Here is a 20,426-nt window from a genome sequence, read left to right as displayed (position 1 = left end):
AGAATTGCCAATATGGCTACAATGAAATTTTTATGTGATACCAAGCGCTGCATCGAATGTAACGGCTGTGTCACTGCATGTAAAAACGAAAACGACTCTGCTCTAGAGTGGGGTATTCAGCGTCGTCGCGTTGTCACCATCAATGACGGTGTTCGAGGCGAAGCGTCTATCTCTGTGGCGTGTATGCATTGTACAGATGCACCTTGCCAAGCGGTTTGCCCTGCAAACTGTTTCTACAAGACAGAAGATGGCCTAACGCTACACAACAAAGATACCTGTATCGGTTGTGGCTATTGCCTATTTGCTTGCCCATTTGGCGCGCCTCAGTTCCCTAAACAGGGGGCATTTGGTAGCCGCGGTAAAATGGACAAATGTACTTTCTGTGCCGGTGGTCCTGAAGAGAATCATTCAGATGCAGAACGTCAGAAGTACGGTGCAAACCGTATTGCAGAAGGCAAGCTGCCTATGTGTGCTGAACTGTGTGCGACTAAGTCGCTACTGGCAGGTGATGCTGAGGTTATCTCAAACATCTTCCGCGAGCGTGTTGCATACCGTGGTTCAAAAAATGCAATTTGGGGTTAATCCTCAGCTTGCATAACGCCACTATAATCCACACCGTGCCCTAGGGCCGGTGTGGACGATAAGGATGTAATATGAACAATTGGTTCAAACAAATTAGCCTAGTGTTAGCCCTTGTTGTGGGGACAATGTTTAGTGCATTGTCGTTTGCCCATGATGATGCCGCGGCGCACGCTCAGGCAACAGAAGGGCAGATCTGGTCGCAGCTACAAGCAGGCGTCACCGGTGAAACCACTTCAGATGGTCAATTCCATAATCAACCCATTAACACCTATGATTTACGCGTACTCGAGCTACGCAGTGACTGGCTAGCACCAGCGCTAATGGCTGCGCTGTTTGGCATGATTGTCATCTTTATACTGTTTATTAAAGTGAATGGTATCTCTAAGTTGCATCATGGCTTCTCGGGTAAAATGGTGTATCGCTGGTCGAAGTTTGATGTATCGATCCACTGGCTTGGCGCCATTCCTTGCTTACTGTTGATCCTCACCGGATTAACCCTGTTGGCCGGACGTTTCTTCTTCCAACCTTATTTGGGTGAAGGCTTCTGGGCGGCACTGGTGTATGGTGCAAAGCAAGTGCACGACGTGATGGCCATCCCCTTTATGTTGGGCTGGGCGCTCATGGTCAGCTTATGGGCTAAAAACCAGCTACCTAAGATGTATGACGTTAAATGGTTCATGGTGGTGGGTGGTTACATCAACTTCGGTCCATTCAAAGGCAAACACCCTGATGCGGGCTTTGCTAACGCCGGTGAGAAGATGTGGTTCTGGGCGTTCGCGCTATTTGGCCTAATCATCTCAGCGTCTGGCATGTTGTTGCTGTTCCCGAACTTGTTCGAGCCTAGCCGTACCCTGAGCTTAATTGCTTTGGTATTGCACTCAGTTAGCGCCATCATCATCACCGCGTTCTCAATCGTGCATATCTTCATGGCAACCGTGATGTCTGAAGGTGGCATGGAGTGTATGGTGTCGGGTTACTGTGATGAAAACTGGGCGACTCAGCACCACAACTTGTGGTTCGATGAGATCAAAGCCGACGGTACGCTTAAGTATAAAAAATAGGCTGTAGTCTTAGGTGATAGTGCTTAGGCGCTAGCCACTACAACCGCTTTGATAAACACCTCGTTGGGTAACCAGTGAGGTGTTTTTTTATGCCTGAGTTAAGGGGGCTTATCATACATGGTGTGATGGCGATAAATGTGCTCAACGCTCTGCGCCAACCAAGACTGAGCTTGAATATAACTGGATACCGCAGATATTGTTAAATAATCAATATTCTCAATGAATTGATTGGCTAGTGGGCAGTGAAGTCGTCGGTTTTGATCTAAGCTCAACAGAGGTGGATTGAGAAGGGGGTGGCGATGAAATACAAAACGGTGCGAGACAGTATGGGGGAGATTAAAGTGCCATTTGATGCCTTGTACGGCGCGCAAACGGCGCGCGCCTTGGATAACTTCCCTATTAGTGGCTACCCCATGCCTGAGGCCTTTATACGCGCCTTATTACTGGCCAAGCGCGCGGCAGCAGAGGCCAATGGCCAGCTCGCATTACTTGATAGCGTGACGGTCAATGCCATTGTCAATGCGGTGCAACAACTGCAGAACGATCCACTGCTGATGCAACATTTCCCTATCGATAGGTTTCAAACCGGGTCGGGAACCAGCAGCAATATGAACGCTAACGAGGTTATCGCCTGCTTGGCCAGCCAGCGCCTAGGCCGTGAGGTGAGTGCCAACGATGAGATCAATTTAGGCCAAAGCAGTAACGATATTATTCCTAGCAGTATTCATATCAGTGCCATGTTGGCGCTTGAGCAGCAATTATTGCCCGCACTAAGCCATCTGCAACAGATTATCAGTCAAAAAGCTCTGACCTTAACCGAGCGGGTTAAAACTGGCCGTACCCATTTGATGGACGCTATGCCAGTGCGCTTTAGCCAAGAGCTTGATGGCTGGGCCAGTCAAATTGAGCAATGCCAGCTGATGCTCATCGCGCTGCAGCCGTCATTGTCGGCGCTTGCCCAAGGCGGTACGGCAGTCGGCACTGGGGTCAATACCCACCCCGACTTTGCAAGTTGTTTTTGCGATAAGCTCAGTAGTATCACTGGAGTTAGATTTCGTCCAGCCGATAATCTGTTTAGCCGTATGGGCAGCCATGACACTGCAGTGGCGCTATCGGGGCAACTGAAGACCTGCGCGGTGGCGATGATGAAGATAGCTAACGATTTGCGCTGGATGAACTCGGGGCCACTGGCCGGACTCGGCGAAATAGCGTTACAGCCCTTGCAGCCCGGCTCATCCATTATGCCGGGCAAAGTCAATCCGGTGATCCCCGAAGCGGCCTGTATGGTGGCTGCACAGGTGATAGGTAATGATGCGGCCATCACCCTTGGTGGCCAGTCGGGTAACTTTGAACTCAATGTGATGCAACCGCTAATAGCGGTTAACCTGTTGCATAGCATCGAATTACTCAGCAGCACGAGCCGTTTGCTGGCCGATAAGGCAATTATCAGTTTTAGCGTGAATCAGGCCAATATAGAGGAGCCGCTACGGCGTAACCCCATTCTGGTGACAGCGTTAACACCTGTGGTTGGTTACCTTAAAGCGGCTGAGATTGCGAAACAAGCTTACGAGCAGCAACGTGAAATCGTCGAGGTGGCTGCCGAGCAGACCGACTTAAGCCGTGAAGAGCTGCGGCGCTTACTCGACCCCAAACGGTTAACCTATGGCGGATTGGGTAAATAAAATTAGGTCTTTTTTAATCTTTACATCTTATTTTTTAAGCGTTTATACGATGAGGCTTTCTGGTCAGATGTCTGTAGCCCTTATGTTTGCTGACATGTTGTCGATATCTAATGGTGTAAGCCTAGTACGGATGGTCATGCTGTGTAATAACTAAATCTAATGGATTAAGAGTCTGTCATCGACAGTAAAAACAGCTCCTATACTTACTTCTTGGGTAGTGAATGAGGCAGTAATGAGAGAATGTCGCTCACAGACAGAGTCTACTAAGCGACGGTTTTCTTATTGGTTATCGCCTTCACTGCTCACCTATCACGTTAGAGGTTTATTATGATCCAGCACACCAAAACTAGTATTCTGACTGCGTTACCAACTGTACTCACAAGTATTCTGCTTGTTGTTATCGGCTTTCTTTCTTATAGCACTTTCGTTGGACTGGAAGAGGCTAATCAGCGTTTAGTGCATAATACTCAACTCGCAGAGGGCGTTACTGATGTGCGTGAAGCCTTTTTTCTATTACGTATCGCCACTGCTACGCATAATGCCAGCGAGGTCGTTAACAGCCAAAACAGCGCACGCCAGTTAATTGCTAAGTTGAAGAATTACGATGTGACCTTTTTAGACCAAGCCAGCAGCAAGATTGAAAGGCTCCAGCCTGCGGTCGAGCGGTATGTACGCTTATATAATGAAGAGCTCGCGCTGGCGGAGCGCACAGGTTCTGAGCCGGTTTTTACCAGTGAGCGCAGCGCATTAGGTCCTGAGATCAGTGATATTATTCGCAGTTTGGTATCGGCTATTACCGCGCGTAATCATGATTTGGCTGGGGTGGCGGCTGATGACATTAGGCAGGCAGAAATCACCATTATTAGCCTCATTATATTGACCATTGCCATAGCGTTAATCTTGGCCTTGGTGATGAGTCATAAATTGGTTGCCATTATCAATCAAATTAAATCTGTGGTTGAGCGACTAGCCCAAGGTGACTTAACCCATAAAACCAATATCAATGGTAATAATGAGCTGTGCTCTCTGGCTGGGGATCTCGACAGTGTGATTGATAACCTGCGCCTAATGCTCGCCGATATCTCTCAAGCATCAGATCATATGTCGCAGCAAATTGGGCAACTCAATGAGCAATCGACCAGCAATAGCCAAGCGCTGCAGACTCACACGATTGAAACCGATCAGGTCGTGACGGCGATGACAGAGATGAGCGCCACCGCACAAAATGTGGCAGGTGATGCCGCCTCGGCGGCGCAATTTACTCAGCAAGCCAATGCCCAAGCCGATAAATCGAAACAGGCTGTCGAGGAGGCCACAGGTAGAGTGATTGCCTTGGTCGGTGAGGTAGATAAAGCCGCGACGACCATTGGCGAAATGCATGAAAATACCCGTCAAATCGCCACTGTGCTCAATGTGATTGGAGAAATTGCCGAGCAGACAAACTTGTTGGCATTGAATGCTGCCATCGAGGCGGCGCGCGCTGGTGAGCAGGGGCGCGGTTTTGCTGTGGTGGCTGATGAAGTGCGGGCACTCGCGGCGCGCACTCAGGCCAGCACCTCTGAGATCAATACCATGTTAGATCGTTTGCGCAGTGGGGCAGAGCAGGCGGTGGCGGCGATGGATCAAACTAAACGTAGCTGCCAAGATGCCGCCGATAACACAGGGCTAGTAACCGATAATCTTGATGGGCTGGTGGCTCATGTATTTGATATTAATGGCCTTAGCAATCAGATTGCCACAGCCGCTGAGGAGCAAAGTGCGGTATCGGAAGAGATTAACCGTAACTTAACCACCATTCGTGAAATGGTCGATGAGCTTAATTTGAGCGCCAGTGCCACTCTGTCTAGTGCCACATCGCTGGCAGCGACGAGAGAGCAGTTAAGTGGTGTCGTGGCCAATTTTAAGTTGTAACTGCTAGCCGAGGTCCTTTAGGCTAATGGATAAGTAAAAGAAACCGCCTTTCAAGGCGGTTTTTTATTATCTCACGCGTTGGCAGAAAGATTACCAAGCCATCTGTAAAATTTCACGGCTGATATCTAAATCAAGATCGCCAGATTCTGATAGCGCCGTCATACCATGTGCCTTGAGAGCATCAATGACTAACTCAATTTGATCTTGGCTAATATCATTATCGCGTAAGCGCGTTTTCAGGCCGACCTGTTGGAAGAAGGCTTCTGTCTTAGCGATAGCCTGCTCGATACGGCTATCTTCATCACCTTCGGTGATGTCCCATACGCGCTCTGCGTATTGCAGTAACTTGGCGTGCTTTTGGGTTTTACGCACGCGCCACACTGATGGCAATACCGCGGCCAGTGTTTGCGCATGATCGATATTAAACAGCGCCGTTAATTCATGGCCAATCATGTGTGTGGTCCAGTCAAACGGCACACCGACCCCTATCATGCCATTAAGGGCTGAGGTGGCGCTCCACATCAGGTTGGCGCGTGCCTGATAGTTTTCTGGCTCAGCAACTGTGATTGGGCCAATTTCAATTAGGGTACGCATAATGCCTTCGGCCATGCGATCTTGCACGCGGGCATCTACTGGGTAGGTTGCATATTGCTCAATTACGTGCACAAAGGCATCAACCACACCATTAGCCACTTGAATTTTTGGTAGGCTAAAGGTCAGTGTTGGGTCCAGCATAGAGAAAGTTGGGTAGATGCTCGGGTGGTTAACCGGAAACTTACCACCTTGATAGCTTATCACGCCAAAAGCATTCATCTCTGAGCCTGTTGCTGGCAAGGTAGCGATGGTTGCCAGTGGCAATACATCTTTAGCATCGACAGGAACAGGGCTAAAGCCGTGGAATAGCAAGCTGCTGCTGTCACCTTCAAACTTGGTCGCGAGAGCGATAAACTTAGTGCCATCCATTACCGAGCCGCCACCGACAGCGAGCAGAAAATCGATAGATTCTTTACGCGCCAGCTCAGCGGCTTTAGCCAAGGTTTCATATTTTGGATTGGCTTCAATACCGCCAAATTCAAACACGGTGCGCGACCCTAGAGCGGCGATGACCTTGTCTAAGGTGCCGAAACGTTTCACGCTGCCACCACCGTAAGTGACTAATACACGGGCATCGGCTGGGATCAATTTATCCAGTTCGGCGATTCTATCTTTACCAAACACAATGTGGGTTGGGTTGCGATAATCAAAATTGAGCATGTTAAGTACCTTGTAGTCGAGCTGAAATGATAGCGTTAATGTTAGGCTTATTGGCGTAAACATAAATACCCATTGCTGGTCAATTTGTGCCTATTCCTATCACATCTGGTGGATATTGATCTTAATTGGCACAATTTGATGCTTTTTCCTGTCTTGGTGATAAAGTCGCTGTAAAATGATGATAGAGACTAATGATGACAAATATTGCAAGTTTGATGCTGGCGTTAGCGCCGCAGGAGGGTTTTAACGACACCGCCATTGCGGGGGTTAAGGTATTTCGCAGCTCCGCTTATGGCTCGCGTGGCCCCATGTGTTATTCCCAGGGTATCTTAATTGTAGGCCAAGGTAAGAAGCGGGTGTATTTGGACAATCAGGTCTTCGACTATGATCCACAAAACTCCTTGGTGATGACGGTGCCAGTGCCGTTAGAGTGTGAAACCTTTGCATCGGTTGCTGAGCCGGTATTGGTGTTAATTGTCGATATCGACTTGCCTTTATTGACCCAGTTAGTTCGCTTGATGGACGAGCATAATCAGGTGCCTAGCGATCTCAATGAGACGCGCCAACCCGGTTACTTTGTTGCCGCGAATAGCGACGATATGGCCTGTTGTATCGAGCGACTATTACAGGTGTTGCAGTCACCCTTAGAGGCGCAAGTATTAGGGCGACCTATGGTGCAAGAGTTGCTTTATCGGCTACTGGCGCTCGACAATGCGGCGCCTCTGTATGCCTTGGCGCTGAGCCACACTCGTTTGTCGCGTATCGATAAGGCGCTCACTTTTTTACATCGTCATTACGGTGATAGCGTCGAGGTGGAACAATTAGCCAATTTAGTGAATATGAGCCCTTCGGCGTTTCACCGCTGCTTTAAGGAGGTTACGGCTTCATCACCTATCCAGTATTTAAAAAAAATCCGCCTCAACAAAGCCCGTGAGTTATTGCAACTGCGTCAACTCAAGGTGAAAGAGGTCGCACTGGCCGTCGGGTATGAAAGTCCGGCGCAATTTAGCCGTGAATTTAAGCGTTATTTCAATCAAAGCCCAGGTGAGAGTGCTAAGGCGGCATTATAGACGTGCGGGGTGAGTAGCGGTTACGGATTGTGGAGCGTGTTGGATTACTGATGGTCAGCCACCTAATAAATCATTTGTTGCTAAAGTATGACATGCTTAACAATTATGCAGTTTATCTCGTGCTAGGTGTTGTAACTGGCGGCGAGTTCACGTTTTATATACAGCGAAGCTGATACTTTTATGGTCCACAAAAGGTTAGGTATCTTTTTTAAGTCATTATTTATTCAACGGCTTTGCTATTCAAGGTCTGTTTCAGTTAGGAATGTTTATGTCTTCAATTGTTCAAGCGGTGTCTGGTGATATGATTCAGCCGTATCAAGCGAATATTACTGTGCCCAACTGGATGCTCAGCTCAATGGAACGAGTGATGCAGTATTATGTTGATAAAAATTTGCGACTCGATACCCAATCAGCGTCTATGATGCCTGCGCCCGTCGAAGGCAAAAAATACATGCTGTATGCCCACATTCCTTTTTGCCATACCTTGTGCTCTTTCTGCACCTTCCACCGATTTATATTTAAAGAGGATAAGGCGCGCGCCTATTTTATTTCGCTGCGTAAAGAGATGGATATGGTGAAGTCGCTTGGTTATGACTTTGAATCTATGTATATCGGGGGGGGCACGACCACGGTATTAGAAGATGAGCTCGCGCGCACCATTGAACATGCTAAGACGCTATTTCCTAGCATTAAAGAGGTGTCGTGTGAGTCTGATCCACAGCATTTAGACAGCCCCGGCTTTAAACAGTTAAAAGGCCTAGTCGACCGCATGTCGATTGGGGTGCAAAGCTTTAATGATGATATTTTGGCGATGACAGATCGCTTAGAAAAGTTCGGTTCGGGCCAAGAAACCTTTGACAAGATCATGGCGGCCAAAGAACTCTTCCCTATTATCAACGTCGATTTAATCTTTGGTTTTCGTGGTCAAACCGATGAAGTGATCCAGCATGATTTAGATATGGCCGCGCGTCTCGATCCACGCCAAATTACCACGTATCCTTTGATGATCACCCATCAAACGCGTAAGAGTGTTAAGGGCAAGCTGGCGGCGCCGCATGGCGATATGGCTCGTCAATATCGTCAAATTCTCAATAGTCTCAATGGTCAATACAATCAGCTATCGGCATGGGCATTTGGTAAGGCCAATAATGAAGGGTTTGATGAGTATGTCATCGATTATGATGAGTATTTAGGAGTTGGCTCAGGATCATTTAGCTTTCTCAATGACACCTTATATGTGAACAATTTCTCTTTGCGTAAGTATCAAGAAAATATCGCCGCAGGCCGTATGGGTGTCGAGCAGCAGAAGAACTACAGTAAAAAAGATGTGATGCAGTATCGCTTCTTGCTGGGCATGTTCTCCGGTCGGTTATCGCGTAAGTATTTCCGCGAGACATTTGGGGTCAATTTGGATTGGGCGCTGTTTAAAGAGATGACCTCAATGAAGGCCATTGGTGCCATTAAGGATGATCCGACCGATCCTGACAACTTGATCGTCACCGATAATGGCAAGATGATGGGCTTGTTAATGATGAAAGAGTTCTATTCTGGCATGGATAACGTCCGTGCTCAGCTGCGTAAGCCGCTTAAGGCCTGCGACATGTAATGGGTTAACCCTCTTGAAATGATAACTAAAAAAGGTTGAACTAGGTTCAACCTTTTTTGTATTGAGGAGCCAGCGTTGCGCGAGTTTGAACAGCAATTTTCACAGTTTATGCAATTACAGCGCCCCAGTGATGCGGCGCACGACTTGCAACATGTGTTACGGGTAGTTAAATCGGCTAAGCAACTGTGCCGTGAAGAAGCCGCTTGCGCCGATGTGGTGGTGCCGGCAGCTTGGTTACATGATTGCGTATCGCTGGCGAAAGATGATCCTCTGCGCGCCCAATCCTCACGTTTGGCAGCCGACCAAGCTATCGAGTTTTTAGGCCAGATAAGCTATCCCTCAAGGCATTTTAGTGCGATCCACCATGCCATTGTCGCCCACAGTTTTAGTGCCAAAGTGACGCCACAAACCCGAGAGGCACAAATCGTACAAGATGCCGACAGGCTAGATGCACTAGGTGCGATAGGTATTACGCGATGTATTCAGGTTGGCAGCAGTTTGCAACGCAGCTTATACAGCCTTGACGATCCATTTTGTCAGCAGCGTCTCCCTGATGATACGCAATTTACCCTAGATCATTTCTATCAAAAGCTACTGGACTTAAGCGACACCATGTGCACCACTGCGGGTCGTATTGAAGCGCTAAAACGTAGTGAGTTCATGCGGGCTTTTTTACAGCAGCTTGCCAGCGAAATATAACCGCAGTTGTAGCACTTTTTCATCGTCACACGCTATCTATTACCAAGCCAGACTATGAAAAGTTGAGCTATTATAGCCGGCTTGGTATAAAGAGAGGTTGCCACACGGCGCATGGCTGATTGATTGAGTTTAGTGCGTCACCTGACACTCATTTTATGGCTAATAATAACCACATTATCAGCTCAATTGCCCATTATGCCGGAGTCCCCATGGCTAATATCTTGCTGGTTGCCAACTTAAATTGTGACCGTATCTTAAAGCTCAATAAGCCACTTAAAATGGGGGGACGATTCCACTATCAAGATGGTGGTGAGCGCCTCGGCGGTGGCGGAGCCAACACAGGTATTGGCCTCGTCTGGGCGGGTCATAATGTGGCGCTGGTGAGTCAAGTGGGCCGCGATAAAGTGGGCGATTGGCTATTAGCGCAGGTAAGTACCTTAGGGATCGACTGCCGTTTGATGCAGCGTCATGACGGTAATACCCCTGAAATGCTCCTAGTGATGACACCCGATGGTGAGCGCACCATTATTCGCCCGCAGCGGCCGTTGTTCGAGTTAGCCGCTCCACCTAAGTGGTCTAACTGGGATGCGCTTTATATTAATTCGTCGGCCGAAGGTGCGGTGAGTTGGGCTAAGACCGCATTAAATCATTGCTGGGTGATAGCGCAACTGGCTAAGGATAATCGTCCTCGGCCTTGTCATGTGTTAATTGCCTCTAAGGCCGACATGCAAGGACGAAGTGAGTTATCGCCTTGGCAATACGGTTTAACCATAGCAGGTGCCAGCTTACAAGCCTTTGTGGTGACCGATGGTGAGTCGGGGGCAATGGTATACCAAGCCGATGGTGAGCAGCACGTGGCGGCGCAGCCTGCCGAGGTGGTGGATACGACAGGGGCGGGCGATGCTTATGCTGCTGGATTAATCCATGGCTTAGTGCAGGGGGATCCTGTTGTGGTGGCTATGGAGGAAGCCGCGCGCTGGGCGGCATTTGCGGTGTCGACTCACAGCTCTATTCCGGGGCCGCAGCTACAGCACTACTTAGAGGCATCGATGGGTGATAAGCTTTGAGGTTGGCACACGGTGTTAGCTTGTAGGCCGTCCCTTTTGACTTTGAATCAATCCGCCGATATTTATTTAACACTGTCATCTTAGTGTCATCATTGCCGCTTATAGTGGCTTCATGGTCACAGCGTAGCGCTGACCAAAAGTCTGACTTCTATTGAGTAGCGTGTTTCTGTTCTCTTGCCCTTATCCTGGGGCATTTTTTTTGCCTGTTATTTATCCCTATTGACGAACTTTTTTGTGGCAATAGCATGATTTAAAAGTTGTAACATTTTGATCTTATTACGATGTTAATCAGTTTGTGACGCAAAAAATCTCTGTGGTCGCTGCTAGCAATCAAGCCATTTTGTGTTAACTTATCTTGAGTTTAGGGGGATATTGATAACATAAAACCCATATATGAATCGTACTATGATTGCAGAGCTGGGTGATTCACTTCTTGTGGTGGTAACTGATGATTGAAAAAATATCTGGCTTATATGCTGGCGATCAGGTGTGCCTAGTCGCAGCGGTTAATAGCATGATCGATGCAAAGCAGCCTTGCCAGCAGTTGGTTGTGGGCACCTTGGGAGTCGAGGGTGATAGCCAGGCTGACCCTAAGCATCATGGCGGTTTAGATCGCGTGCTACATCATTTTTCGCGCGAACATTATGGCCAATACCGGCGCTGGGATATGATGACTGGTTTTAAAGATGCGCCGGCGATGGGCGAAAATATCAGTACGGTCGGTCTCGATGAAACTCAGGTCAATATTGGTGATATTTTTGCTATTGGTGAGATACGAGTGCAGGTGACGCAGGGACGTTCACCTTGTTTTAAACTTAATCATCAATTTGGTCATCCTGAATTTGCCTTAGCGATGCAAACCAGCGGTTTGTGCGGTTGGTTTTATCGCATTTTAACCCCAGGAACTTTGTATTTAAGTGATGGGATCCGCTTGATTGAACGTTGCAGCGATATCAGTGTACGCGAGTCTATGGCGATCTATTTTGCGAATCAATTTGATGCCGCAGCTTACGAACGTCTTGCCCATTGCACCGGCTTAGCACTGGCATGGGTGGTCAGTTTGCAACACCGTTTAGCCAGCCAAAAGATTGAGCCTTGGCAGATGCGTCTGCTCGGTCCAGAGGCGATACATTCTGGTTTACGTGCTGAATATAAATAAGATGAATACCCATAATAAATGATGTATTACCAAGGAGAGAGTCGTGACTGAATACGAGGCATTGTCCAGAGATGATAAAAATATGGCGGTAGCAGTACATCTTGCCAGCTTCTCCGGTTATCTCATCCCGCTGGGGTCGATATTAGGCCCCTTGATTGTATGGCTGATGAAGCGCGACGAGATTGCGTTTGTCGACCACTGTGGCCGTAACTGTTTAAATTTTAAGATCAGTATGATTATCTATGCGGTGATCTGCTTTATTCTGATGTTTATCGGCATTGGTTTTATTTTGTTTGGCGTACTGGCGATTTTCGATATTGTGGTCACCATTATTGCGGCGATGAAGGCCAGTGAGGGGATCTGTTATCGTTATCCCTTAGCGATCCCTTTTTTTAAGCCATAGGCGCCTTGTTAGCGGTTAAGCCCTTGTAGACCTCTAAATATAAGTTGCAATAAAAAGCCCGCGAATGCGGGCTTGTTATTTTTTTACTCAGGGTTTTACACTTTAAAGCCCGCGACTAAAGTGTCTAAGCGTAAGGCCAGTTGATTAAGCGATTGGCTGGCTTGCGCGACGGCATTGGACGTTTCCGTCGTGCGCTGGGTGATCTCACTGATCTCGGTGACATTGCGATTAATGTCTTCCACCACGGTCGATTGCTCTTCAGTTGCAGCAGCCACTTGGATATTCATGTCGCTGATGGCACCAATCTGTTGGCTTATCTCGACTAATGAATGGCGCGCCTTATCAACGGCCTGCACCCCTTGTTCGCTGCGACTTTTGCTTTGCTGCATCGCAGCGACAGCTCGGGCTGCTTCGGCTTGCAAGTTATCAATCATTTTTTGTACTTCATCGGTTGATACCGCGGTGCGAGAGGCGAGATTACGTACCTCTTCGGCGACCACGGCAAAGCCTCGGCCAGCTTCACCGGCACGCGCCGCTTCGATAGCAGCGTTTAATGCCAGTAAATTGGTTTGGTCAGACACGGCGCGGATCACATCTAAAATACTGCCGATAGAAGTGGTGTGGTTGGCGAGAGATTCAATAACATTGCCCACTTGTTCAACATCCTGCGACAGGGCGTTGATGGTATCGCGTGCATCACCTGCAACATCTTGGCCCGATTTAGACTCTCGATCGGCCTCTTTTGCACTGTCGGCTGCTTGCGCTGCGTTGCCAGCAATTTCGTGAACCGTAGCGCCCATTTGATTAATCGCGGTCACCACCATCATGGTTTGATCTTTCTGTAGCAGGCTGTCATCTAAAGTTTGCTGGGCTTGTTCGGCCACCTCTTTAGCCGCGTGGCTTAACTGTACACTGGTGTCGGTAACTTCGATAATAGATCGTTGAATTTTTTCGATAAAACTATTAAACCCTTGCGCCAGTTGGGCCAGTTCATCATTGCCATCAACGGGCAGACGTTGGCGTAAATCGCCTTCGCCTTGGCCAATATCTTGGAGCATGTTAGCGACTTTGGCGATAGGTTGGCTGACAGAGCTTGCGACGATCACGGCCAAACCAATAAAGGCGGCGGCGATCAGTACGGTCCACATTAAAATTTGGTAGGCGGACTCTTCTAATAAGGCAAACACTTCACTTTCGGGCACTTGAGCGATTACATACCAATCCATCGAGGTTAAATAACTGCTGGCAACTAATACTGACTCGCCGTCTATTTCGGTTCTGATCAGCTTAAATTCGCTTTTAGATAATAGAGATTGAGTATCACTTTGCGGATAGAGAGAGGCGACATTGGCCTTGCCAATTTGGCTGGTATCTTGGTGCAGCTGTACCTGACCTTTAGCGTCAACAAGGTAGACAAATCCGCTCTGTTCTATGGTGAATGAGCCGAGTAGGCGCACCATATCGTCTAGGGATTTCCCCAGCCCCACTAAACCTCTGTCATTGGGTTGCTGGTAGTTGATAAACAGTTTGACCTCGCCATTGGCCTCGGTAAATACGTTGAGCATGCGCTCTTGACGACTGTCTCTATAGTCGAAGAACCAGCCATCTTGCTCTGGGCTTAGGACGCGTAAAAAACCGTCTTGGGTATAATAGGCGCCGGTTTCGCGGTCAGCATAAGAGGTCTGAGCCAGGTGGTACTGCTGCTGCATACTCTTGAGCTGCTCGATGACAATCGCTTCGCTTTCAGCAGGACGTCCGGCGACCAGCCACTGTTTCAACATTTTGCTACTGGCGAGTTGCTCGGCGGCCTCCAGCAGAATAGCGATATCCATTTCAATTTTATTGCGGATCGCAAACAGGGTGTTGGGCAGTTCAGAGGTCAGCATGCGTTGCTCGACCACATCTTTGGCACTGCGTTGACTGAGCACACCGACGAGGGCGGTTGATAACAACACGGCCAAGGCGACGGTGAGTAAGATTTTTTGTTTAATGGTTAGCATATTAAGCGTCATAGCGGTCACTCACATCTACAATTGTTAAATAGCGGTAGCTAATTTGATGAGTCAATCTAAGGCCGAGCAAGAATGATCAAACATGCTCAAACATTCGATAGTGTATTGGTAGGATGATGTTAAATGTGCGCTTTAGGTAACGCTTGTAGGTATGGTGAGCGATTATGGTTACTTATTATCACAAGCGCAAGCAAAAACACGCTCATGTGAGCGTGTTTTTATTTACAACTAAGTTGGTTACATATTAGGGTAATTGGGGCCTCCGCCGCCTTCTGGCGTTACCCAGGTGATGTTTTGGCTGGGGTCTTTAATGTCGCAGGTTTTACAATGGATGCAGTTTTGAGCATTGATCATAAATTTCTTTTCGCCCGCTTCTTCAACGATTTCATATACCCCGGCGGGGCAGTAACGCTGGGCGGGTTCATCAAATTTTACTAGGTTAACCTGCAGTGGAATACTCTCGTCTGTTAAACGCAGGTGACAGCGTTGATCTTCTTCATGATAGGTGTTTGACAAGTACACCGAAGAGAGCTTGTCGAAGCTGAGCTTACCGTCAGGCTTAGGGTAATCAATTTTATTGTAGGCACCCACTTCGGCCATTTGAGCGTGATCAGGATGCTCGTCGCGCAGCGTGATAGGGAACTTGCCGCCAAACCAGTTTTGGTCAATATAGTTAAATGCGCCACCAAGGTAAGCGCCAAATTTGTGCATTGCAGGGCCAAAGTTACGTGAGGTATAGAGCTCCTCTTGCAGCCAGCTTTGTTCAAATTTTTCTTGGTAACAGTCGAGATCTTTGCCACCGTCTACCCCGGCATGTAATGCATGACAGATGGTCTCAGCAGCAATCATGCCACTCTTCATGGCAGTGTGGGTGCCTTTGATCTTGGCAAAGTTAAGGGTGCCGGCATCACAGCCGATGATCAGTCCGCCAGGAAAGCTCATTTTGGGCAGTGAATTTAGTCCGCCCTTGGTAATGGCGCGTGCGCCATAGCTGATACGTTCACCATTTTGCAAATATTGACTGATCACTGGATGGGTCTTATAACGCTGGAACTCATCAAAAGGACTGAGATGCGGATTTTGATAGTTAAGGTCGATAATTAACCCCACCGCCACTTGATTATCTTCTAAGTGGTATAGGAAACCGCCACCCGATGCACCATCATTGAGCGGCCAACCGCCAGTATGGACCACTTTACCTTGCTGGTGCTGCTCGGCAGGGACTTTCCAGATCTCTTTAAACCCTAGGCCATAGTGCTGTGGCGTCTTGCCATTGTCTAGGTGGTATTTTTCGATCAGTTGTTTACCTAAATGGCCACGGCAACCTTCACTAAAGACGGTGTATTTGGCATGCAGTTCCATACCCGGTTCATAGCTGTCTTTAGGTTGGCCATCAGCGCCAATGCCCATGTCGCCAATGATGATGCCTTTGACGCTGTTGTCGTCATTAAACAGCAGTTCGCTGGCGGGGAAGCCGGGAAAAATCTCAACGCCAAGTGCTTCGGCGCGCTCAGCCAACCACCGGGCAAGGTTGCCGACGCTGATGATGTAGTTCCCCTCATTGTGCATTGTCTTGGGGATTAAGGCATTAGGCATGGCACGCGAAGCGGACTCAGATCCCAACATAAAGAGTTCATCGTGAGTGACTGCAGTATGAAGAGGCGCACCTGTAGTTTTCCAATCACTAAAGAGCTCACCCAGTACCTTAGGTTCAAACACGGCGCCAGATAAAATATGGGCACCGACTTCAGAGCCTTTTTCTACCACGCAGACAGATAACTCTTGGCCACTGTCTTGGGATATCTGCATTAGTCGACACGCTGTGGCTAGGCCTGCAGGCCCAGCCCCAACGATAACAACGTCAAACTCCATCGATTCGCGTTCCATCACTTCACCTCTTTTATTACTTATCCCCCGATTGAAACGGGTGTTTTATTCTTTGCCAACACCTTACCTTAAATTTGCTAGATGGCACAGAGTTTAAGCAGTCAAGATAGACTAATTGATAGCAATTATCTGCGTGAGCGCTGTCACAGAATGTTAACGGTGACAGGGGGGCGGAGTAAAAATGTGGCGTGAAAGGTGTTAACTAGGCAGCAAATCGGCCTATAATTAGCAAACGACGGTTCTCCGAGCTTTCTGTCCTACGTCTATGATATGGACAGTAAGCCGTGGCAATAGTGCCACCGGGGTGAGAAGAGAAATTGACTCACCTCCCCTTACTTGGAAAGGTGATCATGTCTCAACTACAAGACAATTTCGGTCGAAGATTTCACTATTTACGGATGTCAGTCACTGATGTTTGTAATTTCAAATGCACTTACTGCCTCCCCGATGGCTACCGTCCCGATGGTAAGCCTAAGTTTTTAGATCTTAATGAGATTGAAAATCTAGTCGGCGCCTTTGGCGAAGTGGGTACACAAAAAATTCGTATTACGGGTGGCGAGCCCAGCCTGCGTAAAGACTTTAGCGACATTATTCGTATTGTGGCCGATAACGACAATATCTCCACTATTGCCACGACCACCAACGGTTACCGCTTAGAAAAGCACGCAAAGGAATGGTTTGATGCGGGCTTAAGACGCATCAATGTCTCTGTTGATAGCTTAGATCCGCGCATGTTTTATCAGATCACCGGCGAAAACAAGTTCGATGAGGTGATGCGTGGCGTCGATGCGGCATTATCGGCCGGCTTCGAGCGGGTGAAAATTAATGCTGTGCTGCTGAAAGGCCTGAACGACAAAGACTTACCGCGCTTTTTGCACTGGATTAAAAATACGCCTATCGATCTGCGTTTTATCGAATTGATGGAAACTGGCTTAGGGCGTGACTATTTTCAGGCGCATCACCTTGCTGGTGCGGACATTAAAGCTCAGCTAATACAAGACGGCTGGCATTTAGACCGTTCGGCAATTGATGATGGGCCAGCGCAAAACTTCAGCCATAACGACTTTAAAGGCCGTATTGGTTTGATCATGCCTTATGAGAAAAACTTCTGTGCTAACTGTAATCGTCTGCGGGTATCGGCTAAAGGTAAATTGCACTTATGTCTCTTTACCGAACACGGCGTCGATCTTCGAGACTTGCTACAGCAACGTGAGCAGCGCAGCGAGCTTATCGAGCGGTTGCATGGTCAACTGCAGACCAAAAAGCAAACCCATTTTCTTCATGACGGCATCACTGGCGTTACCCAGCATTTAGCATCTATTGGCGGTTAATCGGCTTCTATGACCTAACGCAATACCACGGCGTTAGTGCATAGGTATACTCGGCTGCCAGCCAGATGCTATGGCTGGTTATCGAATCCATTATTGAGTGAAGAGGCGTTATGGGTCATTGTACTACTTCGAAATTTATACCATTAAATATTGCGATCTTAACCCTATCAGATACTCGCGATCTGAGCCGCGATACATCGGGCCAGTTTTTAGCCGATGCGGTTGTCGATGCTGGTCATCGCTTGTTGGATCGTCAGTTGTGTAAAGACGATAAATACCAGATCCGCGCGCAGCTGTCACAATGGATCGCGGCCGGTGACATACAAGTTATCATCACCACAGGTGGGACAGGCTTTACCGAACGTGACAATACTCCTGAAGCCGTGCGCCCACTGTTTGACCGTGATATTGATGGCTTTGGTGAGTTATTTCGCCACATCACTTATAACGAGCTTGGCACCTCGACGGTGCAATCTCGTGCATTAGGCGGTTTTGCCAATAAGACGGCGATTTTTTGTTTGCCAGGCTCAACTGGAGCCTGCCGTACTGGCTGGAACCAGATTATTAAACAACAACTTGACGCCACACATAGGCCTTGTAACTTTGTAATGCATCTCAAAAAGGTAGCGACAGATGAGTAACCAATTCACCCATATTAATGCCGACGGTAATGCCCATATGGTCGATGTGACCGAAAAAGCGGTTACCGAGCGCGAAGCTCGCGCCGAAGCCTTTATCGAAATGGCGCCTGCGACCCTTGAGATGATCATGAGCGGCAGCCACCATAAAGGTGACGTATTTGCTACGGCGCGTATTGCCGGTATTCAAGCGGCGAAGAAAACCTCCGATTTAATTCCACTGTGCCACCCATTGATGCTGACTAAGGTTGAGGTTGAGCTTGAGGCGCAGCCCGAGTTTAATCGAGTGCGTATTACCAGCTTATGTAAGTTATCGGGTAAGACAGGGGTTGAGATGGAAGCCCTTACTGCGGCCTCCGTGGCGGCGTTGACGATTTACGATATGTGTAAAGCGGTGCAAAAAGATATGCTGATTTCGCAGACACGTCTCCTAGAGAAGCGTGGCGGCAAATCGGGTCACTTCAAGGTATAACGGCTACAAGCGTTTAAGGTGTCGATAAATGATAAATGTACTTTTTTTTGCTCAAGTTCGTGAGCTATTGGGTGAAGGTTCGATAAAGGTAGAGGCATCCGATGTGACGCGTACCGCTGAAGGATTGCGGGCGCAGCTGGCGGCCAAAGATGACAAGTGGGCTAAAGTGCTGGCCTCAGATAAGTTGCTGGTAGCCGTTAATCAAACCATTAGCAGCTGGGATTCCCCAGTGGAAGATGGCGATGAAGTGGCCTTCTTTCCTCCAGTGACGGGAGGCTAATATGACAGCGATGTTCGATCGGGTATTGGTGCAGACTGACGATTTTAGCGTGCCACAAGAGTATGCCCGTATTGCCGATGATAATAGCGACGGCGCTGTGGTGACGTTTGTGGGTAAAGTGCGTGATTTTAATGATGGCAGTGCTGTTACCGATCTCACCTTAGAGCATTACCCCGGTATGACAGAGGCCGTGCTGCAACAAATCACTGCACAGGCGCGTGAGCGCTGGCCGCTCAACAAGGTGACCATCATTCACCGCGTGGGGACCATGGCGCTTGGCGAGCAGATAGTGTTTATTGGCGTCACCAGTGCGCACCGTAAGGCCGCGTTCGCCGCCTGTGAGTTTTTAATTGATTTCCTTAAAACTAAGGCGCCATTTTGGAAGCTAGAGGCGGGCGATCAGGGTAAAAATTGGGTCGAAGCCAAAGATGCCGATGAACAAGCGGCGCAGATGTGGCAACAAAAATAGCCGCGATTTAGGCGTATTCTAAGATGGCGTTTTGCTAGCATTGGGGAGAGTAGTGTGAAGAGCTTTATTCGCGCTGTGGCGATATTCATTATGTGTGTCGGCGCATCGCCAAGCTGGGCAAGTGACGTCCCCGCCATCGCTGCGGCGGCCAACATTAAGTTTGCGCTCGATAAAATTGCCGCTAATTTTACCCAAGATACGGGACAGCGAGTGCGTATCTCCTATGGCTCTTCGGGTAATTTAGTGGCGCAGATCCGCCATGGCGCGCCGTTTGAACTGTTTTTATCAGCCGATGATAAATATATTTATCAGTTGCATAAGCTTGGTGTCACCACTAGCGATGGCGTGTTGTATGCCATTGGGCGTCTAGCCTTAGCGGCTCCAAAAACCTCTGCATTAGCGTTAGATCCCCAGCTAGAGGGGTTAAAAAGCATGCTGCAACAAGGCCTGCTACAACGGTTTGCCATCGCCAATCCCGATCATGCGCCCTATGGTGAGCGAGCTCGCGAATACTTTGAGCATCTTGGTATGTGGCAGCAAGTACAATCCCACCTTATATTTGGCGAAAATGTCTCCCAAGCCGCCCAATTTGCCTTGAGTGGCTCCACCGATGGCGGCATTGTGGCGTTATCTTTGGCGATGGCACCCCAATTTCAAGCCGTTGGCCACTATGTGGCGTTGCCCAGTGAATGGCATACGCCGCTCAATCAACGCATGGTATTGACCGAGAAAGCGGGCGATACCGCCAAACTCTTTTATGGTTACTTGCAGCAGGCAAGGTCGCGCTCGGTGTTTACCGACTTTGGTTTTAGTTTGCCTGAACTCACAGCACCGGGAGAGTAA

19 protein-coding genes and 1 riboswitch are annotated in these 20,426 nt (G+C 48.5%); of the genes, 16 read left to right on the top strand and 3 right to left on the bottom strand.

The window, feature by feature from the left end; genetic code table 11:
- Window positions 1-12: 12 nt before the first annotated feature.
- From fdh3B to AC5YB1_RS01145, 4 genes are all read left to right on the top strand, one after another.
- Window positions 13-582, top strand: a complete 570-nt coding sequence (fdh3B, locus tag AC5YB1_RS01160; protein WP_475515450.1) for a formate dehydrogenase FDH3 subunit beta — start codon at window positions 13-15, stop codon at window positions 580-582.
- Window positions 583-653: 71 nt separating this feature from the next.
- Window positions 654-1,643 (top strand): formate dehydrogenase subunit gamma, encoded by a 990-nt coding sequence (locus AC5YB1_RS01155; protein ID WP_475515451.1) that lies wholly within the window; start codon window positions 654-656, stop codon window positions 1,641-1,643.
- A 299-nt stretch (window positions 1,644-1,942) separates the two neighbouring features.
- A complete protein-coding gene (locus AC5YB1_RS01150) occupies window positions 1,943-3,325 on the top strand; it encodes a class II fumarate hydratase (protein ID WP_494520394.1) in 1,383 nt (460 codons plus the stop codon).
- 327 nt (window positions 3,326-3,652) lie between these two features.
- On the top strand, window positions 3,653-5,236 hold the full coding sequence (locus AC5YB1_RS01145; RefSeq protein ID WP_475515453.1) for a methyl-accepting chemotaxis protein: 1,584 nt from the start codon (window positions 3,653-3,655) through the stop codon (window positions 5,234-5,236).
- 90 nt (window positions 5,237-5,326) lie between these two features.
- Here AC5YB1_RS01145 and AC5YB1_RS01140 read toward each other — a convergent pair whose 3' ends face one another.
- Window positions 5,327-6,490, bottom strand: a complete 1,164-nt coding sequence (locus tag AC5YB1_RS01140; protein WP_494520393.1) for an iron-containing alcohol dehydrogenase — start codon at window positions 6,488-6,490, stop codon at window positions 5,327-5,329.
- Between the two features lie 191 nt (window positions 6,491-6,681).
- Here AC5YB1_RS01140 and AC5YB1_RS01135 point away from each other — a divergent pair, with 191 nt between their 5' ends.
- The 6 genes from AC5YB1_RS01135 to AC5YB1_RS01110 all read left to right on the top strand — a co-directional run bounded on the left by AC5YB1_RS01135 (window position 6,682) and on the right by AC5YB1_RS01110 (window position 12,494).
- Window positions 6,682-7,560: an AraC family transcriptional regulator gene (locus tag AC5YB1_RS01135; protein WP_475515455.1), complete on the top strand. Its 879-nt coding sequence runs from the start codon at window positions 6,682-6,684 to the stop codon at window positions 7,558-7,560.
- A 268-nt stretch (window positions 7,561-7,828) separates the two neighbouring features.
- On the top strand, window positions 7,829-9,166 hold the full coding sequence (locus tag AC5YB1_RS01130; RefSeq protein ID WP_494520392.1) for a coproporphyrinogen III oxidase family protein: 1,338 nt from the start codon (window positions 7,829-7,831) through the stop codon (window positions 9,164-9,166).
- Window positions 9,167-9,274: 108 nt separating this feature from the next.
- Complete coding sequence (locus AC5YB1_RS01125) at window positions 9,275-9,865, top strand: HD domain-containing protein (protein ID WP_475516891.1); 591 nt, start codon at window positions 9,275-9,277, stop codon at window positions 9,863-9,865.
- A gap of 209 nt (window positions 9,866-10,074) precedes the next feature.
- Window positions 10,075-10,932, top strand: coding sequence for a PfkB family carbohydrate kinase (locus AC5YB1_RS01120; RefSeq protein WP_475516892.1), 858 nt, complete (start codon window positions 10,075-10,077; stop codon window positions 10,930-10,932).
- A gap of 448 nt (window positions 10,933-11,380) precedes the next feature.
- Complete coding sequence (locus AC5YB1_RS01115; protein ID WP_494520391.1) at window positions 11,381-12,091, top strand: MOSC domain-containing protein; 711 nt, start codon at window positions 11,381-11,383, stop codon at window positions 12,089-12,091.
- An 82-nt stretch (window positions 12,092-12,173) separates the two neighbouring features.
- Window positions 12,174-12,494: a DUF4870 domain-containing protein gene (locus tag AC5YB1_RS01110; protein ID WP_475516893.1), complete on the top strand. Its 321-nt coding sequence runs from the start codon at window positions 12,174-12,176 to the stop codon at window positions 12,492-12,494.
- A gap of 95 nt (window positions 12,495-12,589) precedes the next feature.
- On the opposite strand, the gene AC5YB1_RS01105 is transcribed toward AC5YB1_RS01110, so the two are convergent.
- Window positions 12,590-14,506, bottom strand: coding sequence for a methyl-accepting chemotaxis protein (locus AC5YB1_RS01105; protein ID WP_475515458.1), 1,917 nt, complete (start codon window positions 14,504-14,506; stop codon window positions 12,590-12,592).
- Between the two features lie 237 nt (window positions 14,507-14,743).
- Window positions 14,744-16,393, bottom strand: a complete 1,650-nt coding sequence (locus AC5YB1_RS01100) for an electron transfer flavoprotein-ubiquinone oxidoreductase (RefSeq protein ID WP_494520390.1) — start codon at window positions 16,391-16,393, stop codon at window positions 14,744-14,746.
- Window positions 16,394-16,622: 229 nt separating this feature from the next.
- A riboswitch (molybdenum cofactor riboswitch) is annotated at window positions 16,623-16,756 on the top strand.
- On the opposite strand from AC5YB1_RS01100, the gene moaA reads away from it, so the two are divergent.
- The 6 genes from moaA to modA all read left to right on the top strand — a co-directional run bounded on the left by moaA (window position 16,744) and on the right by modA (window position 20,426).
- A complete protein-coding gene (gene moaA / locus AC5YB1_RS01095) occupies window positions 16,744-17,724 on the top strand; it encodes a GTP 3',8-cyclase MoaA (RefSeq protein WP_494520389.1) in 981 nt (326 codons plus the stop codon). Its footprint overlaps the riboswitch before it by 13 nt.
- Window positions 17,725-17,834: 110 nt before the next feature.
- The gene (gene moaB / locus AC5YB1_RS01090; protein WP_494520388.1) at window positions 17,835-18,365 is read left to right on the top strand and encodes a molybdenum cofactor biosynthesis protein B; all 531 of its coding nucleotides are present in this window, start codon (window positions 17,835-17,837) and stop codon (window positions 18,363-18,365) included.
- Complete coding sequence (gene moaC / locus AC5YB1_RS01085) at window positions 18,358-18,834, top strand: cyclic pyranopterin monophosphate synthase MoaC (protein ID WP_110458727.1); 477 nt, start codon at window positions 18,358-18,360, stop codon at window positions 18,832-18,834. Before moaB ends, moaC begins: the two co-directional genes overlap by 8 nt.
- Window positions 18,835-18,862: 28 nt before the next feature.
- Window positions 18,863-19,114 (top strand): molybdopterin synthase sulfur carrier subunit, encoded by a 252-nt coding sequence (moaD, locus tag AC5YB1_RS01080; protein ID WP_494520387.1) that lies wholly within the window; start codon window positions 18,863-18,865, stop codon window positions 19,112-19,114.
- A 1-nt stretch (window position 19,115) separates the two neighbouring features.
- Window positions 19,116-19,583 carry a molybdopterin synthase catalytic subunit MoaE gene (moaE, locus tag AC5YB1_RS01075; RefSeq protein ID WP_162599231.1) on the top strand — a complete coding sequence of 156 codons (468 nt, stop codon included), beginning with the start codon at window positions 19,116-19,118 and terminating at the stop codon, window positions 19,581-19,583.
- A 90-nt stretch (window positions 19,584-19,673) separates the two neighbouring features.
- Window positions 19,674-20,426 (top strand): molybdate ABC transporter substrate-binding protein, encoded by a 753-nt coding sequence (modA, locus tag AC5YB1_RS01070; RefSeq protein WP_494521555.1) that lies wholly within the window; start codon window positions 19,674-19,676, stop codon window positions 20,424-20,426.

It is taken from the genome of Shewanella sp. 433, assembly GCF_059338565.1.
Note: the sequence above shows the minus strand (reverse complement) of the source record. Positions and strands in the feature narration are given on the sequence as shown.

Excerpts from the sequence above, each read along its gene's own strand:
- moaD (WP_494520387.1), top strand. The coding sequence starts at position 18,863 with ATGATAAATGTACTTTTTTTTGCTCAAGTTCGTGAGCTATTGGGTGAA.
- AC5YB1_RS01135 (WP_475515455.1), top strand. The coding sequence starts at position 6,682 with ATGATGACAAATATTGCAAGTTTGATGCTGGCGTTAGCGCCGCAGGAG.
- AC5YB1_RS01130 (WP_494520392.1), top strand. The coding sequence starts at position 7,829 with ATGTCTTCAATTGTTCAAGCGGTGTCTGGTGATATGATTCAGCCGTAT.
- AC5YB1_RS01145 (WP_475515453.1), top strand. The coding sequence starts at position 3,653 with ATGATCCAGCACACCAAAACTAGTATTCTGACTGCGTTACCAACTGTA.
- AC5YB1_RS01140 (WP_494520393.1), bottom strand. The coding sequence starts at position 6,490 with ATGCTCAATTTTGATTATCGCAACCCAACCCACATTGTGTTTGGTAAA.
- AC5YB1_RS01155 (WP_475515451.1), top strand. The coding sequence starts at position 654 with ATGAACAATTGGTTCAAACAAATTAGCCTAGTGTTAGCCCTTGTTGTG.
- modA (WP_494521555.1), top strand. The coding sequence starts at position 19,674 with ATGTGTGTCGGCGCATCGCCAAGCTGGGCAAGTGACGTCCCCGCCATC.
- moaB (WP_494520388.1), top strand. The coding sequence starts at position 17,835 with ATGGGTCATTGTACTACTTCGAAATTTATACCATTAAATATTGCGATC.
- AC5YB1_RS01120 (WP_475516892.1), top strand. The coding sequence starts at position 10,075 with ATGGCTAATATCTTGCTGGTTGCCAACTTAAATTGTGACCGTATCTTA.
- moaA (WP_494520389.1), top strand. The coding sequence starts at position 16,744 with ATGTCTCAACTACAAGACAATTTCGGTCGAAGATTTCACTATTTACGG.
- AC5YB1_RS01110 (WP_475516893.1), top strand. The coding sequence starts at position 12,174 with ATGGCGGTAGCAGTACATCTTGCCAGCTTCTCCGGTTATCTCATCCCG.
- moaE (WP_162599231.1), top strand. The coding sequence starts at position 19,116 with ATGACAGCGATGTTCGATCGGGTATTGGTGCAGACTGACGATTTTAGC.
- AC5YB1_RS01125 (WP_475516891.1), top strand. The coding sequence starts at position 9,275 with ATGCAATTACAGCGCCCCAGTGATGCGGCGCACGACTTGCAACATGTG.
- moaC (WP_110458727.1), top strand. The coding sequence starts at position 18,358 with ATGAGTAACCAATTCACCCATATTAATGCCGACGGTAATGCCCATATG.
- AC5YB1_RS01150 (WP_494520394.1), top strand. The coding sequence starts at position 1,943 with ATGAAATACAAAACGGTGCGAGACAGTATGGGGGAGATTAAAGTGCCA.
- fdh3B (WP_475515450.1), top strand. The coding sequence starts at position 13 with ATGGCTACAATGAAATTTTTATGTGATACCAAGCGCTGCATCGAATGT.
- AC5YB1_RS01105 (WP_475515458.1), bottom strand. The coding sequence starts at position 14,506 with ATGACGCTTAATATGCTAACCATTAAACAAAAAATCTTACTCACCGTC.
- AC5YB1_RS01100 (WP_494520390.1), bottom strand. The coding sequence starts at position 16,393 with ATGGAACGCGAATCGATGGAGTTTGACGTTGTTATCGTTGGGGCTGGG.
- AC5YB1_RS01115 (WP_494520391.1), top strand. The coding sequence starts at position 11,381 with ATGATTGAAAAAATATCTGGCTTATATGCTGGCGATCAGGTGTGCCTA.